A 17,213-nucleotide genomic window follows, 5' to 3' on the forward strand; every position below is an offset into this window, starting at 1 on the left:
CCTTACTGTGAACTACAAACGAACGGAAGCCGTCACTCGTGTACCGAGACCGGGCGTACTCACAATTTTCAGTGTGCCCCCCAGAATCTCCATTCGTTCTCGCATGGACGTCAAGCCGCTGCCACCTCTGCGCTCGTCGAGCAACTGTTTCTCCGCGTCGAATCCGTTGCCGAAATCCTCCACGATCGCCTCGAAGATGCCGTCCGACATGCCGACGTGGGCGAGGATCTCCGAGGTATAGGAATGCGCCACCGCGTTGCGGATGGCTTCGCGGACAACGAAATACAGCTCGTCCCTGACCTCGATGGCAATCGACTCGAGATCGCCGTCGACGCTGAGCCGGATATCGACGCCCAGTGCGGCGACCGTGTCGGCGTAGCGATAGAGCGCGACGTCGAGTCCGTCGGGCGTCTGCGAACGCCGCAGCACACCCGCCAATTCCCGAACGATGACCAGGGCTTCGACCAGCGATTCCCGCAGGGTCTCCAGCCGTTCATCGGCATTGACGCTGTCTCGGCGGGAGAGGTCGATCTCTCGCAGGTCCAGCTGCTGTAGCCCGACCGCGATCGCGTGCGCTACCCGGTCGTGCAATTCGCGACCGACCCGGCGCCGCTCGTTGATGTGCGATTCGTACAGCTGGCGGAGCAGGAAGTTCACATACGGAACCGCCGCGGCCACCACCCTGGCGTAGATGGCGTCGTGTAATTCGGCGACGACCTCGACGAACTCGTCCATGGCGTCGGCTTCCCGGAGCACTTCGTGCACCACCGGAAGCGCGGTATTGAACAGCACCGCGGCCGCGCGCATCGAATCCACCGGACGCACGCGGGCGGCCGCTCGGGCATGGCCGATTCGGCGGCTCAGCTCGACGGCCTCGACGGCCCGATCTTCGGCGAGACTGCGCAAAATCGAGTGCGCCTGCTCTACCACTCCATCCACCACGTCGGGGAGCGCGAGCGGACTCCGGATGGCCTGTAATTCCGCGACATAGCCAGTGACGATCGCATCAGCGCGGGCGCTGATGGCGACGAGCAAACGTTGGTGATCTTCCGACTCCATCCACCTCTCCCCCAGAAAGTAATGCCATCATACCGCCGCAGCATCACCATTGCGGGACAATAGAATTGGTGTCTTTCAGACATGAAACCGGTGTCTTTCAGACGATCAACCGAAACTCGGCGACACAGCCCAGGTGAACGAGGTACTGGGTGCACATGAAGGTGCGGTACGGGCGTCGTCGCGCACGTGCGGTATTCGCGCCCGCACCGCGCCGCAGGCACAGGCACAGCAGGACGGCACCGGCGATCAACCCGCCCGCCGGGGCGTGCAGCGGCAGCGGGGTCGCCGCGGCGACCGACACCAGGCAGGCCGCGGGCAGTACGGCCGCCGCACCGACACCGATGCAACCGTGCCGGTAGTCGACCTGCGCGAAGAGCGGACGACGACCGGTAGCGAGATCGCCGGGTAGGTGATCCAAATCCTTGACCACACCGCCGACCACCATCCACAGCACCATGCTCGCCGCGAAGGCAGCGAATCCGACCGTCACCGAGCCGCCGAATGCGACCCGGCCCGCGTCGAAGGTCAGCAGGCCGATCAGCGTGACGGTGACGGTGACGCCGTACGGGCTGCGTTTGAGCGCGTGCCGCCCGAACGAGTAGGCATACCCCAGCACCAGCGCGCCGATTGTGTGCAGCAGCAAGCTCATCGAGCACGCGATGCTCAGGAGCACACTCGCGGCGGCGAGCGCGGCGGCAATCCGGAGTGCGACGGCGGGTCGCAGTCGGCCCGAGGCCAATGGCCTGGTCGATCGGTTGATCCGGTCGGCGACGATGTCGGAGTAGCCGTTCCAGATGTAGGCGCACGCGATCGCGCAGAACCACGCGGCACAGCCGATGCCGACGCCGAGATCGAGATCCGCGGGCTCGCTCAGCATTCCGCCGACGATGAACCGGAGTATGTACATCACCTGAACGCCGGGGCGCGCCTCGACGAGGCCGAGCAGCACGGCCCTGGCCGCACCTACCAGGTCCGGCCGATCGGTCGGCTGCGGAATATCCGCGGCCGCCCGCGACAAGATCACGCTGTCGACCTCGGCCGAGTCGGGTAATCCCGCGTCCGAAGGTCGGGAGCCAGTCGAGCGGTCCACGATCACCGCTCTATTATGAATGAGATCGACTGTGCAACAGCACTTTTGGTCGACAACGTCGGCGCGCGGCGGCAACCGGGATCCGCCGGGTGAGCTGTCGTCCCCGCCGCGGCGGCGGCACCGAAGACCGCGCTACGCCGTGCGGTGACTTCGCCCAGCCGACTGACCCTTGGACCAACTCGTTGCCCGCCATAGGATTTCGATTCGGCGTCCCACGTCGTCGCCGACTCGAGGGTTCTGTACACGCCTGCCAACGGCGCGATCACAGAGGTCACCGCGTGGCTGCGCACAGCACAGAGCAGATGGGGAATCATGGTGAATCCACCGTTCTCTACGAATTACCTGGATCGGACGATTTCACTGCCGGACGAACCACTGGCCGCGGTGGCGCGGTTGGCCTCGGCCGGGGTACACGACGAATTCGTCGTGTACGAGGCGGGCCAGGAATGGACGTTCGCCGGTGGCGCACTGGCCGAGGTCGTCGCCGATCGCACCGGCATCAGACTGACCGGACCACGGCAGATCGAACTACCGTGGCATGAGGCACCACTGGCTCGCATCCAGGAACTGCTGGACAGTGCGGGTGTCGCGCAGTGGCGGGCGTACGGGTGGGCCGCGTTCGAGCTTCCCGAAGCGGCCCGCGGCACGCTGACCCATGATCACCGGGTGCTGCATCTGGTGATTCCACGCACCGAAGTCCGGCTGCGCGATGGATACGCCCACATCAGATCGACGGATCCGGCCGCCGCTGATGCCGCGGTGGCGGCGGTACTCGGCCGACCCGGGACCTTCGACGCACCGTCGGAGCCGATCCGAGTCCGCGAGCAGGGCGCCGCGGAGTACCGGCGCCAGGTGGCACGGGCGATCCAGATGATCAGCGAGGGCGCCCTGGAAAAGGTCATTCTGTCGCGGAGGATAACCGTCGAAGGTGAGGTCGATCTGGTCGGCACCTACCTCGCGGGCCGACGCGGCAATACGCCCGCCCGCTCATTTCTCTTGCGGCTCGGCGGCATCGAGGCGACCGGGTTCAGCCCGGAGATCGTGCTCGGCGTGGGGGCGGACGGCCGAGCCGCCACCCACGCGCTCGCGGGTACGCGAGCACTCGACGCGGACGACAACGCGCACAACGAGTTACTGCGCGCGAACCTGCTCAGCGATCCCAAAGAGGTTTACGAGCACGCGATTTCGGTCAAGGTGGCGGTCGAGGATCTCAGTCGCGCCTGCGAGCCGGAGTCGATCGCGGTCAAGGACTTCATGGTGGTGCGCGAACGTGGATCGGTCCAGCACATCAGCTCGCGGGTGACCGGTCTGCTCACCCCCGGCCGCACCGCGTGGGACGCGTTCGGTGCCGTATTTCCCGCGGTTACCGCTTCGGGCGTGCCGAAAGACGCTGCTTACCAATGCATTCGGGACGTGGAAGACGGTCCGCGCAGGCTGTACAGCGGATCGGTGCTCACCGTGGGACATGACGGAACGATGGATGCCGCACTGGTGTTGCGCGGGGTGTATCGCGAGAACGGCACGACCTGGCTGCAGGCCGGGGCCGGGATTGTCGGACAGTCGGATCCGGATCGGGAATTCGAGGAGACCTGCGAGAAGTTCGACAGCGTGGTCCGCTTCCTGGTCCCGCCACCGCGGCGCTGACGCCGATCGGCGGCGACCTGGTCGCCGCCGATCGGCGGCGACCAGGTCGCCGCCGATCGGAACTTCGGGAACTAGGCCTGCCGCACGACCGCGGGCTCGGCCACCGCGTCGGGACTGCTGTCCTGGTAGTACCGCATCGCGACGACAACACCGACGAGCGCGATGGCCGCCGCACCGGCGAGCGTGGTGGTGTATCCCAGCGGCTCGGCGAGCGCGGTCAGAATGATGCCTCCGACGATGCCGACCATCATCACGAAACTGCTGACCACCGTGAAATCGGTTGCCGCGCTTTCTTTCGCGCACAGATCCATGGTGACGGTGAAGACGATGGTGATGGTCGCCGCCATCGCGGCTTGCACGGTCATCGCGGCGATGAGCACCGCGGGTGACGACGATACGAACCAGGCCACGGCCAGCAGCAAGATCGCGGGCACTTGCGCGCACTGCGTCCAGACCAGCACGGCGCGGCGCCGGAAGCGGGAAACCAGCACCCCCACCGCGATACCGAAGAAGATGCCGACGAACCCGCCGAGCGCGTTGGTGGTGATGCCGACCGAGGTCAGTGACCAGCCGAGATCGACGAGCATGGGCGTGATCAGCGCATAGCTGCCGTGTAGTCCGACGACACAGGGTGGCAGCACGAGCAGGATCCAGCGCAGCATCCCCGGACGGCGGAATACCGCACGCAGACTCGCCCGGCGAGCCGCCGGCCGGGCCGCGGGTTCGCGGAACCGCAGGATCTGCGGCAGCGGCAACACCGTCGCCACCGCGAGCGTGACAATGGCCGCCGCCCAACCGAACTGGTCGTAGACGACGAGGGTCAGGCCACCGCCGAGTACGCCGCCGAGGTAACCGCCCGCGGTCTGCACGCCGTTGCCGATACCGCGCTGCTGCGATTCGAGCATCCGCACCGCGATGGCGTCGGTCGCGATGTCCTGCGTGGCGGACAGCAGCGCGACTACTCCGACGACCACCATCAACAACCCGAGGTCGCGCACCGGATCCAGCGGCGTCGCCAGGAGCAGCACGCCGGCGAGCAGTGGCTGCAGGACGAGCAGCCATTTGCGGTACGAGCCGATCCGGTCGACCAGCGGCGCCCACAGCGGCTTGGCGACCCAGATCAGCAGCAGTGATTCGAGCGTCGCGATCTCGTCGAGCGAAGCCCCGCGATCCCGCAGGATGGCGACCAGCCCGACACCGAAGAAGGAAAATCCTAAATACTGACTTACGTACAGTGCCGCAAGCAGGCCGTAATTGGGCTTCATACTGTCAACCGCCAACCCTTCGCTCTTTCCCGTTCCCGCCAGAAGTCCTGATAGCGGCCGGGTGCGTCGATCAGCTCGTCGTGCGTGCCGCTCTGCACGATCCGGCCCTCGTCGAGCACCAGAATCTGATCGGCCGACGCGACGGTGGGCAGGCGGTGTGCGACGACGAGCAGCGTCCGCTGCTCGGCGAGTGCGCGCATCGCCGCGGAAACCGCCGCCTCGTTGTCCGGATCGAGTGCCGCCGTCGCCTCGTCGAGCAGCACGATCGGCGCCTGCTTGACGAGCGCCCGGGCAATCGAAACCCGTTGACGCTCACCGCCGGACAGGCTGACACCGCCCTCGCCGACCCGGGTGTTCCAGCCGTCGGGCAGCCGGTCGACGATCTCGTCGACCCGCGCCAGCCTGGCCGCCTCGCGGATCTCGTCGAGCGTGGCATCCGGCCGGCCCAGCCGGATGTTGGCCTCGATGGTGTCGTCGAACAGGTACACATCCTGGAACACCATGGCCAGCTGGTTCATCAACGCCTCGGTGGAAAGCTCGCGCACGTCGGTACCGCCGACCTGAACCACGCCCGAATCGACGTCCCAGAAGCGCGCCGCCAACCGCAGCAGCGTCGTCTTACCCGCACCCGACGGCCCGACGATCGCGGTCAGCGTGCCCGGCTTCGCTTCGAAGCTGACATCCCGCAGCACCGGCCGATCGCCGTATCCGAAGGCGACATTCTTGAAGCTGACCCCGCCGGACGTGGTCGGATGCACCGTGGCACCCTCCGGCAGCGGCTCGACGGCGAGCACCTCGTCGATCCGGTCGATGTCCTCGGACGCCATCCGCAACGCGGCCGCGTGATCCACGATCTCGATCAACGGACCGACGAAGCGGGTGACCAGCACCAGCAGCGCGATCAGTTCGGCGGCGTCGAGCGAGCCGCCCAACGCCAGCGCCACCCCGATGGCGATCAGCGCGACGAACGCCGCCTGCACCACAACGGAGAACGCCATCAGCGCGGAGACGGCGTTGCGATTCATCTCGTCATAGGCGCGCCGCTGTCCGGTGAGGGCGTCGTCGAGCAGCACGTTATCCGCACCCGTACGACCGAATGCCCGCAGTACCGGCTGGCACTGGGCGAATTCGACCACCCGGCTCGCCGACTCGACAGCGGCTCGATCGATCGCGCCGAAACTTCGGGCGATGGCGGTCTGCGCCCAGTTGTGCGTGGCGAGCAGTACCAAGCCCGAAACCAACAGTGCCGCACCGAGTCGCCAATCGAAGACGAACATGCCGAGGGCTACCACGGCCGGCGTCAGCGCACCACTGACAACCGGCTGCATCAGATGAGCAGGCACGCCGATGATGTTCTGCGTTCCCTGCGACATGGACTGCGTCAGCCGACCTGTCCGGTCGGTGCCGAACCAGCTCAGCGGCAGCCGGGCCAGATGATCCCCGACCCGGTGGTGCATGCCGAGCAGCAGATCGTCGGCGATCTGCTGGCCGTGCATCGCCTGCGCGTAGAACACCACACAGGTCGCGACCGTGGCCACCGCGAGCACGGTGAGCCACGGCACCGCGGCGTCCCGGTCGCCCTCGAGCAGCGGACGCAGCACGGGAACCACGAGCAATACGCAGATGCCCTGCAACACCGAGAAGGCGGCGATCAGGCCGATCCAGCGCACGAACCGCGGTCGGTCATCCGGATCTACGATACGAAAGAGCTTGCGAATCATGCTGTTTCCTCCCGAACGGCCGACTGGGCGTCCCACATGCGTGCGTACGCGCCACCGGCCGCGATCAGGTCCTCGTGGCGTCCCGCCGCGACGATCCGGCCGCCCGAGAGCGTCACGATGCGGTCGGCGCCGCGGATCGTGTGCAGTCGGTGGGCGATCACCAGCAGGGTTCGGCCGGTGGTCAGCTGCGACAGCGCATCCTGCACGGCCGCTTCGGATTCCGGATCGGCGAAGGCCGTCGCCTCGTCCAGCACCAGGACGGGGGTATCGGCCAGTATCGCGCGAGCGATCGAAATCCGTTGTGCCTCACCGCCGGACAGGTGGGCGTCGGTGCCGACCGCACTGTCGTAACCGCGCGGCAGCGCCATGATGCGATCGTGGATCTGTGCCGCCCGGGCCGCCGCCTCGATCTCGGTGATATCGGCATCGGGGCGACCGAGGGCGATGTTGTCGCGAATACTGGTGCGCAGCAACAACGTTTCCTGGAAGACGAAGCCGACATGACGGTAGAGGTCGCGCTCCGACATCTCCCGCACATCGACACCGCCGATGCGCACGGCACCCTCGTCGACGTCCCAGAAACGCGGTAGCAGTCGCCCCAGCGTCGACTTGCCCGAACCGGACGCGCCGACGAGTGCGGTGACCGTGCCCGGCTCCAGCACCAGGTCGATGCCGTCGAGCACGGTGGTGCGCCCGTCGTAGGAGAAACGCACGGAATCGAACTCGACCCGGGCGCCCTTGGGCGTCTTGGTCTGGGGGGTGCGGCTCAGCTCGGGGGTCGCGAGCAGTTCGGCCACCCGTTTGGCGGCGTCGGTCGCCACCTGCATCGCCGCGGCGCCGAAGCCGAGCGCCAGGACCGGCGCTCCGAGCCCGACCGCCAGCATGACGAACGCGATGACCTCAGCCGGATCCGCGTTGAGCCACACCCCGCCGCCGAGTGCTACCAGCAGCAGCACCGGGGGCGAGATGATCAGCGAGGCAATGGCATCCAGGCGGCGCATGGGGCCTGCCCACTCGCCGAGGAAGCGCGCGAGATCGTCGCCTGCCTTGCGATACCGATCCTGCGCCCGTCCCGCCTGGCCGAACGCCTTCACCACCGCGATGCCGTCGACGAATTCGACGACGGCGGTGTTCACCTTGTCCAGTTCGGCACTCCAGCGCGCCATCCTGGCCTCTTCGTCGCGCATCATGTAGGCCACCAGCCCGAACCAGAGGACAAGTGGCGCAAGACAGATCAGCGCGAGCCGCCAGTCGAGCACGAACAGGTAGGCCAGCGCGACAACGGGCGTGACGACGGCGGCCACCACATCGTTGACCACATGCGCGACCGCGTGATGGACCGAGGCGACATCGTCGGAGAGCACCCGCTTCACCCGGCCGGAACTGCGGTCGGTGAACCAGCCGAGCGGAACCCTGCCCAACCGTTCGGCCATCCGGCGGCGAATCTGCAAACCGACGTCGGCATCGGCGATATGACTGATCGTGTAGGCGATGGCCGCGCACACCATGCGGACGAGGAAGCCGACGGCCGCCACCACGACCCACAGCCAGACCGCACCACGATCCACCCGGTCGTTGCCGAGGAATTCCCGGGCGATCTCGACCACCGCGATGTACGGTGCGAGCCCGACCAGCGCCCCGACCAGCTGTAACGCGGCCGCCACGGCCAACCGGAACCGTACGGGCGCGAGGAGCACACCCAGACCGCTCGGCTCTTTCGGCCGCGCGGCCTCGGTCGGTACCGAATCCAGAACCGCTGTACTCATGGGCCCCCTAACGGTCAGTTTTTAGATCAGTGTTCCAATTTTCTGATTCTACCCATGGAACCGACCACCGCAATGCCGAACGCGGACTGTCACCCAGTCGTAAGCCGTCGTCGTAAAGCCTTCTTGCTCACCTTCCCGACCGCCGTGAGGGGTAGCGCGTCCACGAACTCGTACCGCTCGGGGATCTTGTACGCGGCCAATCCCCGGTCGCGCAGGAAGGATTTCAGTTCTCTGGGCTTGGGCGGCTCGGCGTGCGGAACGATGAACGCGCACACCCGCTCGCCGACCACGTCGTCGGGTTCACCGACAATCGCGACGTCACGCACCCCGGGGTGGGCGGCCAGTTGCTCTTCCACCTCTTCGCTGGCCACCTTTTCGCCGCCGCGGTTCACCACGTCCTTCGCTCGGTCGACCACGACCAGGTTCCCGGACGGCAGCAGGCGCACGATGTCGCCGGTGCGATAGAAGCCGTCCGGGGTGAAGGCGCGAGCGTTGTGTTCCGGTGCCCGGAAATATCCGCGAATCGTGTAGGGGCCGCGGGTCAGCAGGTGCCCCGGCGTCCCGGTGGGCACCGGCTGATCGTCGTCGTCGACGACGCGCACCTCGTCCATCGGCGACATGGGCCGGCCCTGCGTTTCGGTGACGATCTCGTCGGGATCGTCCAGGCGGGTGTAGTTCACCAGCCCCTCCGCCATCCCGAAGACCTGCTGGAGACGACAGCCGAACACCGTCCGCACCTGTACGGCGACCGCGGGCTTGAGCCGCGCGCCGCCGACCTGCAGGACCCGCAGGCTGGACAGGTCGTACTCGGTCGTAGCCGCGGCGCCGAGCCACAGCATCGCGATCGGCGGAACCACCGCGGTGACGGTCACCCGGTGCCGCTCGATCAGCGCGAAGGCGTCGTCCACGCTGGGGCTCGGGGACAGCACCACCGTCGCTCCCGCGTAGAGCGCGCCGAGGATGCCCGGCGAGCTGAGCGGAAAATTGTGCGCCACCGGCAGCACCGTCAGGTACGCGTCGTCGACGCCGAGCGGGCAGAAGTCCAGACTCGCGCGCACGCTGTAGGCGTAGTCGTCGTGCGTCCGCGGGATCAGCTTCGACACCGCGGTGGTGCCGCCGGAAAGCTGCAACAGCGCGATATCCCCCGGATCGGGCTCCGGCATCGGCACCGGTTCCGCGAACAGATCGGCAAGGGCGACGTCGGCACCGGCGTCTCCGTGCACGATGGTGTGCCGCAGACTCGGACACCGGGCCCGGACCCGGGCGCTCAGCTCCCGGAAATCGAAGCCGAAGTGCCGGTCCGGGATGATGTGCGCCACCGCGTCGCTGTGTGCGCACAGGTGTGAGATCTCGTGCTCGCGATGGGTCGGCTGCGCCATGACCGGGATGGCGCCGACCCGGAACAACGCGAAACAGGCGATGACGAACTCGGCGATATTCGGCAGCTGCACCACGACGCGATCGCCACGCCGGATGCCCAGCCCCGCGAAGCCACCGGCCAGCCGGTGCGCGTCAGCGTCGAGGCGCCGATAGGTCCAACTGCCGGTGGCGTCGACCAGCGCCGTGCGATCGCCGTGCAGCACAGCGGATTCGGCCAGCATGCGACCGAAGGTGGTGCCGGTCCAGAGCCCCGCGGCGCGGTATCGCGCGGCGAATTCGGGTGGCCAGGGGGTGAAGTGAGGGGGCGTCATGTCGGCCTCGAATCAGGCTCGGCGTCAACGCAGCGAACCGCCGCCGTCGACGTAGATGTTCTGCATGGTGATGTGCCGCGCGTGGTCGGAGACCAGGAAGGTGACCAGCCGCGCGACGTCCTCGGGTTCGGCGATCCGTCCCAACGGTATCCCGGTGCGGAACGATTCCAAGTCGCCCGCAACAGCTTTGGCGTATCCCTCGGGGCTCTCCCACAGCGCGTGCTGCATGGCGGTGTTGGTCGAACCCGGCGACACCACGTTGCAGCGGACGTTGTACGGCGCGAGTTCGAGCCCGAGACACTTGGTGAACTGAGTGGCCGCCGCCTTGGACGCGGCGTACGCCGCCATCCCGATGCGCGGCGTCTCGGCGGCGTTGGAGCCGACGGTCACGATCGCACCGGCGCGTCGGCTGCGCATGGTGCGTGCCGCGAACCGACACAGGTGGAAGACCCCAGAGGTGTTCGCGGCGAAGGTCGCCGCCCAGTCCTCGCTCGTCAGCTCGGTGACCTCGCCCGTTCGCAGCACGCCAGCGACATTCACCAGCACCGCGACCGGACCGATATCGGACTCGATCTTCGCGCCGACCGCCTCGACCTCGTCCTCGTCGGCGACATCGAGGCGGTACGGGTACACCCGGGCGCCGAGCCGCCCGGCCATCTCTTCGAGCTCGGCTTCGTCCCGGTCCAGCGCCGCCACCACGGCGCCCTCCGCGCTCAGCGCGGCCGCCACGGCCGCACCGATGCCGCGGGCCGCGCCGGTCACCACAGCGACCCGGCCCGCCAGACCCCGCGAATCGGACTCGGTCATGGCGTCCGCTCCAGCGCCTGCCGCACCGCGGCGGAGGTGATCACCACACCGCAGCGGGTGGCGATGTGCTCCAGCGCGGTCATATGGTGGCGCAGCGAGAAGTCACCCATGGCGTCGGCGACCGCGAAGGCCTGGATGTCGTTCATGAAGGCATCGAGAACCGTTGCGAGGCAACCGATATGGGCGTACACGCCGCAGACGAGCAACTGGTCGCGCCGGTGTTCGCCGAGCAGATCCAGCAGCTCGGTCCGGTGAAAAGCACTGTACCGGCGTTTGGTCAGAATCATCGCGCCCGCCGGATCCAGTTCGGCGGGGATGTCGACGCGCGCGTCCGGTCCCGAGCCCCACAGATCGAACAACAACCCGCGTTCCGACCGATCCTGGTGCCCGGGCTGCACCGTGAAGATCACCGGTATCCCCGCCGCCTCGCAGGTTTTGCGCAACAGCGCGATGCGCTCGATAAGCGCCCATTTCGAATCCGCGAAAGGATCCAGAAAATAGCGTTGCATATCATGGATAAGCAGCGCGCACCGTCCGGGATCCAACTGCCACGGCATGCTGTTCACCGGCAGCCGCTGCTCTTCCGGAATCGGATAAGGGGCAATTGCGTGAATCGCCATGGTTCACCTGTTCCTATTCCTGGCAGAAATTCGATAACGCACGACTCACCCTAATTCCTCATCTGCTGCTGCGTATGCCGTCGCGAAGGACAAGTGCCACCGAGTAGTTGTCCGGCTACGCGCAGAATCCGCTCGGTCACGACAATGCGTGGAATCCGGTTCGGATCGTACGGCGATTATTTTGTTCGCCCAAGGGGTCAGCGCCGAGGGACCGCCGACGCCCGCGGAGAATCCGCAAGCGTCCACCGCGACAACGCTTACCGCGCTGTGGTCGTCCTCGTCAGCTGGTTCAGCCGTGCCTCCAGGCCGTCGAGCACGCGGTCGAGCGCGTACAGGCAGTAGTCGCGGCGGGTGGCGTCGAGCCCCTCGTCATCGGTGGTGAACCGGGCGACCATCTGCTGCATCTGCTTGGCGCCGGTGCCGGCCGACGGATACGTCTCGAGCAGGTGCAGCAGACCGGCCAAGCCGGGATCGGTGCCGCTCACCTGCTGGTCGCCGAGGGCGATCAGGCCGAGGCAGGTGTTGAACGCGACGGAGTACGCGGTGGCCGATTCCTCACCCCAGCCCGCGTCGAGCATCCGCGCCACACCGGCGTCGAGCACCGGCACCAGCTCTTCGGTCTGCGGACCGTTGCGCAACAGCCACGCGGCGACGCCGGGATAGTGCGCCAGATGATCGATCATCGCCGACAGCACGCCGTAAAGTAGTTTCCGCCAATCCGTTTCGTCGATCTTCAGGTCCATGCCCGCGTAGACCCGGTCGACGACGGCGGCACACACCCGATCCCGGTCGCCGACGTGGTGGTAGATCACCGACAGCGAGGTGTCCAGGCGGGCCGCGAGGTCCCGCATGCTCCAGGCGTCGAGTCCGCGCTCGACCGTCAGGGCCAGGGCGGCATCGATGATCACGCCGGGAGACAGCCCGGTTCGGTAGGCGCGCCTGGAACCACTGGACATAGGATGACCCTAACTGCAAGCGGACGGCTTATAACACCGACCCAATGATAGGCCGCTATCCGCGGGTGGGTGCCCAGCGTATCCGACCGATGTCTTCGCGTTACGTTGCCGACATTTCGCCGAGGTCGCTCCGTCGAATTGCCCGCTGCCTCGACACGATATCCGTGCGTATCCTTCGGCAATGGGACATTTCATTCTGAGTAGCTCGCCGATTATCGGGCATTTGGCACCACTATTACCGATCGGAACCGAACTCGTCCGGCGTGGTCATCGCGTGCAGGTATTGACAGGCAGCCGGTTCGCGGAACAGGTCGCCGGCGCGGGTCTGGAGCATGTGGTGATGCCCGCCGAATGCGACTTCGACGCGAGCGATCTCGACGCCGCCTTTCCGGAACGGACAACCAAGAAGGGCTTGGCGAAGCTGCGTTTCGACATCGACAACCTGTTCGCCAACCCGATGCCGCATCAGTACCGAGCGCTGCGGTCGCTGCTGGCGAAGAGCCGAGTCGACGCGGTGCTCGTCGACTCGGCGTTCTGTGGCGTGCTGCCGCTGGCGCTACAACCCAAATCGGAACGGCCCGCGGTGTTCACCGCGGGAGTCGTGCCGATGTATGTGTCCAGCCGCGACACACCACCGATCGGACTCGGCCTGCAACCGATCCCGAATGTCTTCGGGCGGGTCCGCGATGCCGTGCTCGAAATGCTGGTCCGCAAGGTGATATTCGCGCCGTGCCATCGGGTGTTCGCCGATCGGCTGCGCGAGGCCTCCGGCGCCGAACTGCCGGGGTACTTCATGGACGGGTCGACGTTCACCGACGGCATCCTCCAGCTGACCTGCCCGTCGTTCGAGTTTCCGCGCAGTGATCTGCGGCCGGGGCTGGTGAGTTTCGTCGGTCCCGTTTTGCCGCCACCGCCGGCCACCTTCGAACCGCCGGCCTGGTGGGCGGATCTGGATTCCGGTAAGCCGGTGGTGCTGGTGACGCAGGGAACGATCGACAACAGCGACCACTCGCGGCTGCTGCTGCCGACACTGCACGCACTCGCCGACGCGGATGTCATCACCGTCGCGACAACCGGCGGAAAGCGGTTGACGGGCGATATTCCCGCCAATGCGCGTGTCGCGGAGTTCATTCCGTACGCGTACCTGCTGCCGAAGGTCGACGTGATGGTCAGCAATGGCGGCTACGGCGGACTGCACTACGCGCTGTCGCACGGCGTGCCGTTGATCGTCGGCGGCGACAGTGAGGGCAAACAGGACGCGGCCGCTTTGGTCGCCTGGTCGGGAACCGGGATCAATCTGCGCACCGGGTCCCCGAAGCCGAAGGCGATCCGCAAGGCCGTCGACAAGGTGCTCGGCACCGCGTCCTATCGCACCAGGGCGCAAGACCTGCGGCGCGAGCTGGCCGGACTGTCCGCGGTCGACACCATCGCCGACCGTATGGAAGCCACTATGCGCGCGCCGCTGGCGTCTTGACGGATATCCGGCACTCGCCATACCGGGCATGCCAGGGTGATATTCACTCGGGCATGCCCGGCGCACGGTCAGCTCGCCGTCTTCTGAATCAGCAAACGGCCGAGGACCAGATAATCGATCTCGGTGCCGAGGAAGCATTCGATGGCGTCGGTCGGCGAACAGACAATCGGCTCGCCCGCGACATTGAACGATGTGTTGATCACGCACGCGACACCGGTGGTCTTCTCGACCTCCCGCAGCAGCTCGGCAACTATCGGGTTCTGCGCATCGGACACCGTCTGGACGCGCGAGGTGCCGTCGACATGGCAGGCACCCGGAATCTTGTCCTGGAATTCTTCCCGGACCGGAACCACGAACGTCATGTAGGGCGACGTCGGCAGCTTGCCCATTTCGAACAGCTTCTCCGCGGTCGATTCCAGCACCATCGGAGCGAACGGGCGGAACGGCTCCCGGTGCTTGACCCGGATATTGATGATGTCCTTGATGTCCTCGAACATCGGGTTCGCCAAGATACTGCGCGCTCCCAGTGCCCGGGGGCCGTATTCGGCGGCTCCCTGGAACCAGCCGATGACCACCTTCTCCGCCAGCAATTCCGCGGTCTTGGCCGGGACCTCGCCCGCCGCCAGCTCCTCGACGGTAATGCGGTCCGCGTACGAGCGGGTCGCCGCCAGCATTTCCTCGTGGGTGTAGTCCGGGCCGAGGTAGGTGCCGGTGGCAGTGGGCCGCACGCCGCCGTACTGGTTTCCGACGAATGCCGCGGCGCCGATCGCGAGGCCGGTGTCGCTGGCGCCGAAGCTCACATCCACGCTGTCGAATCGGCTGTTCTCCAACAGCTTCGTGTTGTTCACACAGTTCAGAGCGACACCGCCCTCGATGATCAGGTTCGAGAGCTCGGTCAGCTTCGACAAGGCCGCGACCTGGTGAGCGGTGGCGATCTCGGTGACATCCTGCGCGGCACGAGCGACCCTGGCCCGGAATTCGAACGATTCCCGGTTGGCGTCGTTACCACCGAAAATATCGTCGAAGAAGTCGCGATAAGGATGTTCGCCGCGCGCGTTGTCGGTGGTGACGGTGAATTCGATCCGGCCGTCGTCCTGGAGAGAAATGAAACGGTCGATAATGCTCTTGTCGGTCGGCGTCTGGCAGTACGCCGACAGACCCATGACCTTGTACTCGTCGTTGTTGGGCAGGAAGCCGAGATAGCGAGTGATGTTGTTGTAGAAGAGCCCGACAGAGTTCGTGCTTGTCATTGTCATCTGATCGAAGATGGTGATCTTTCCATCCACGATCTGCCCGGCGATCGCCGATTCCCGCTCGCCACGGCCATCGCTGATGAAGAAGGCCGAGTCCCCGCCGCCGCGGATCTGGTAGCCACACATCAAGTGCGCCAAGTGGTGCGGAACGAGGATCAGCTTCTCTGCGGGGATGTCGAAGCCGGTGCGCTCCCGGAAATCCTGAGCAATCGCCTCGTGGGTGAGCAGCTTGGTGTAGAGCTCACCGATTTCCGCCGTCATGCCGAAGGCCATCGTCGGGGTCGGTGCGAGGGTGAAGATGTCCAGCACAATGGACTTGATCACCTCGTCGGTGACCGCCCACGGGAAGGCGAAGTAGTCGACATCCTTCAGCTCGATCCCACTCTTGCGCAGACACCAGTCGATGGCGTTCGTCGGGAATTGGGACGTCTTCTTCTCGCGGTTGAGCCGTTCTTCCTCGACGGCCGCGACAACGGTGCCGTCGATGGTGACGGAGACCGCAGCGTCATGCCCTAGCACGTTATATCTGTCGATATCTTGGCTACCGTGATCAGAAATCCTGATCTCACTGCTGTGGGTAAAACCGTTGTAACCCAGAACGATCATCGAAAATTCTCCTACGCTGATTCCGGTCGATTCGAGAGTGATGGCAGCTCACGCGGTGCGCCGACCCGGCCGAGTCGCCGGGCATGCCGAATTAGCCTGTGCGACAGGCGAATTACCCACGAAGTTCGCGCTTCGAGGCGAACGCTAACACGGGTCGCACGACCCGGACCAGAAAGCGTCGGCCCGGACTCGACCACCGGAAAGCGGCACCGCATCGAGGGCCGACCCGAATCGCTACGCGACCCCCGCCGCGAGGCCCCCGACCTGCGGGGACGCACAACTGCCGAGTTGCCGATGCGCGATGCGGGAACCGTCTAAGCTGTTCGCACCATGCGCATGGGCGCGGCCGAATGTTTGAAGGAAGTTTATGGATTCTCCGCTGGTATCGGTCGCTCTACCATTGGCTTTGGCCGTTATAATGTTCGGGCTCGGGCTGTCACTGACCGTGGCGGACTTCACCCGCATCGCCCGAACCCCCAGGACCGTCGCGATCGCGCTCGCGTGTCAGCTGCTGCTGTTGCCCGCCGTCGCCTTCGGCCTGGTGCTGTTGTTCGACCTGCCGCCGCTGCTCGCGGTCGGGATGATGTTGCTCGCCGCCTCGCCGGGCGGCACGACGGCTAATCTGTTCAGCCACCTGTTCCGTGGCGATGTCGCGCTGAATGTCTCACTGACAGCGGTCAATTCCGTCATCGCCGCGGTGACACTGCCGTTGGTGACCAACTTCGCCATCGACTACTTCGAACCCGAGCACGGCGCCGGCGCGGTCGGCTTGCAGTTCGGCAAGGTGGTTCAGGTATTCGCGATCGTGCTGATCCCCGTCGCGATCGGGATGACGGTGCGGCGGTTCTCGCCCGGCTTCGCCGACCGGATGGACCGGCCGGTGCGCATCGGGTCGGCGTTGACGCTGGTGCTGGTGATCGTGGGGACGATGATCGCCGAACGTTCCAATCTCATTGGTTATCTCGTCGACGTCGGCCCCGTCACCGTGCTGTTCTGCGTGCTCAGCTTGTCTGCGGGCTACTTCGTCCCGCGCCGCCTCGGCGTCGAGGACCGCCAGGCGATCGCCTGCTCGATGGAGATCGGAATCCACAACAGCACCATCGCCATCACGATCGCCATCAGCGTCCTGGACAGCACCGAAATGGCTGTTCCCGCAGCGGTTTACGGCGTGTTGATGTTCCCGATCGCCGCCGCCGTCGGCTGGCTGCTCACCCGCGGCCGAGCCAGGACCGCACTGCCGGACCCAGCCTAGCCGGACCTG

General features: G+C 66.2%; 13 protein-coding genes. 3 read left to right on the forward strand and 10 right to left on the reverse strand.

Going from position 1 to position 17,213, the window contains the following annotated elements; all coding sequences use genetic code 11:
* Nucleotides 1-12 precede the first annotated feature (12 nt).
* Nucleotides 13-1,059 (reverse strand): sensor histidine kinase, encoded by a 1,047-nt coding sequence (locus tag ACFK0J_RS34680; protein WP_378733919.1) that lies wholly within the window; start codon nt 1,057-1,059, stop codon nt 13-15.
* Between the two features lie 97 nt (nt 1,060-1,156).
* Nucleotides 1,157-2,149: a UbiA family prenyltransferase gene (locus tag ACFK0J_RS34685; RefSeq protein WP_378733920.1), complete on the reverse strand. Its 993-nt coding sequence runs from the start codon at nt 2,147-2,149 to the stop codon at nt 1,157-1,159.
* Between the two features lie 312 nt (nt 2,150-2,461).
* Here ACFK0J_RS34685 and ACFK0J_RS34690 point away from each other — a divergent pair, with 312 nt between their 5' ends.
* Complete coding sequence (locus tag ACFK0J_RS34690; protein ID WP_378733921.1) at nt 2,462-3,793, forward strand: salicylate synthase; 1,332 nt, start codon at nt 2,462-2,464, stop codon at nt 3,791-3,793.
* Nucleotides 3,794-3,864: 71 nt separating this feature from the next.
* Here ACFK0J_RS34690 and ACFK0J_RS34695 read toward each other — a convergent pair whose 3' ends face one another.
* The 7 genes from ACFK0J_RS34695 to ACFK0J_RS34725 all read right to left on the reverse strand — a co-directional run bounded on the left by ACFK0J_RS34695 (nt 3,865) and on the right by ACFK0J_RS34725 (nt 12,619).
* Complete coding sequence (locus ACFK0J_RS34695; protein ID WP_378733922.1) at nt 3,865-5,058, reverse strand: MFS transporter; 1,194 nt, start codon at nt 5,056-5,058, stop codon at nt 3,865-3,867.
* Entirely contained in the window at nt 5,055-6,779 is a 1,725-nt protein-coding gene (locus ACFK0J_RS34700; protein ID WP_378733923.1) for an ABC transporter ATP-binding protein, read from the reverse strand. Before ACFK0J_RS34700 ends, ACFK0J_RS34695 begins: the two co-directional genes overlap by 4 nt.
* On the reverse strand, nt 6,776-8,545 hold the full coding sequence (locus ACFK0J_RS34705; RefSeq protein ID WP_378733924.1) for an ABC transporter ATP-binding protein: 1,770 nt from the start codon (nt 8,543-8,545) through the stop codon (nt 6,776-6,778). Before ACFK0J_RS34705 ends, ACFK0J_RS34700 begins: the two co-directional genes overlap by 4 nt.
* Before the next feature lie 89 nt (nt 8,546-8,634).
* Nucleotides 8,635-10,236: a (2,3-dihydroxybenzoyl)adenylate synthase gene (locus ACFK0J_RS34710; protein ID WP_378733926.1), complete on the reverse strand. Its 1,602-nt coding sequence runs from the start codon at nt 10,234-10,236 to the stop codon at nt 8,635-8,637.
* Nucleotides 10,237-10,260: 24 nt separating this feature from the next.
* Nucleotides 10,261-11,043 carry a 2,3-dihydro-2,3-dihydroxybenzoate dehydrogenase gene (locus ACFK0J_RS34715; RefSeq protein WP_378733927.1) on the reverse strand — a complete coding sequence of 261 codons (783 nt, stop codon included), beginning with the start codon at nt 11,041-11,043 and terminating at the stop codon, nt 10,261-10,263.
* On the reverse strand, nt 11,040-11,663 hold the full coding sequence (locus ACFK0J_RS34720; protein ID WP_218471582.1) for an isochorismatase family protein: 624 nt from the start codon (nt 11,661-11,663) through the stop codon (nt 11,040-11,042). The genes ACFK0J_RS34715 and ACFK0J_RS34720 overlap by 4 nt, the downstream gene beginning before the upstream one ends.
* Nucleotides 11,664-11,920: 257 nt before the next feature.
* Nucleotides 11,921-12,619, reverse strand: a complete 699-nt coding sequence (locus ACFK0J_RS34725) for a TetR/AcrR family transcriptional regulator (protein WP_378733928.1) — start codon at nt 12,617-12,619, stop codon at nt 11,921-11,923.
* Nucleotides 12,620-12,893: 274 nt separating this feature from the next.
* On the opposite strand from ACFK0J_RS34725, the gene ACFK0J_RS34730 reads away from it, so the two are divergent.
* Nucleotides 12,894-14,093 carry a glycosyltransferase gene (locus ACFK0J_RS34730; protein WP_378733929.1) on the forward strand — a complete coding sequence of 400 codons (1,200 nt, stop codon included), beginning with the start codon at nt 12,894-12,896 and terminating at the stop codon, nt 14,091-14,093.
* 68 nt (nt 14,094-14,161) lie between these two features.
* Here ACFK0J_RS34730 and ACFK0J_RS34735 read toward each other — a convergent pair whose 3' ends face one another.
* Nucleotides 14,162-15,952 (reverse strand): carbamoyltransferase, encoded by a 1,791-nt coding sequence (locus ACFK0J_RS34735; RefSeq protein WP_378733931.1) that lies wholly within the window; start codon nt 15,950-15,952, stop codon nt 14,162-14,164.
* A gap of 367 nt (nt 15,953-16,319) precedes the next feature.
* Here ACFK0J_RS34735 and ACFK0J_RS34740 point away from each other — a divergent pair, with 367 nt between their 5' ends.
* Complete coding sequence (locus ACFK0J_RS34740; protein WP_378733932.1) at nt 16,320-17,204, forward strand: bile acid:sodium symporter family protein; 885 nt, start codon at nt 16,320-16,322, stop codon at nt 17,202-17,204.
* The last annotated feature ends 9 nt before the right edge of the window (nt 17,205-17,213 follow it).

Origin of the sequence: Nocardia brasiliensis (assembly GCF_042691675.1) — a bacterium.
In the GTDB taxonomy this organism is placed as follows: Bacteria; Actinomycetota; Actinomycetes; order Mycobacteriales; family Mycobacteriaceae; genus Nocardia; species Nocardia brasiliensis_D.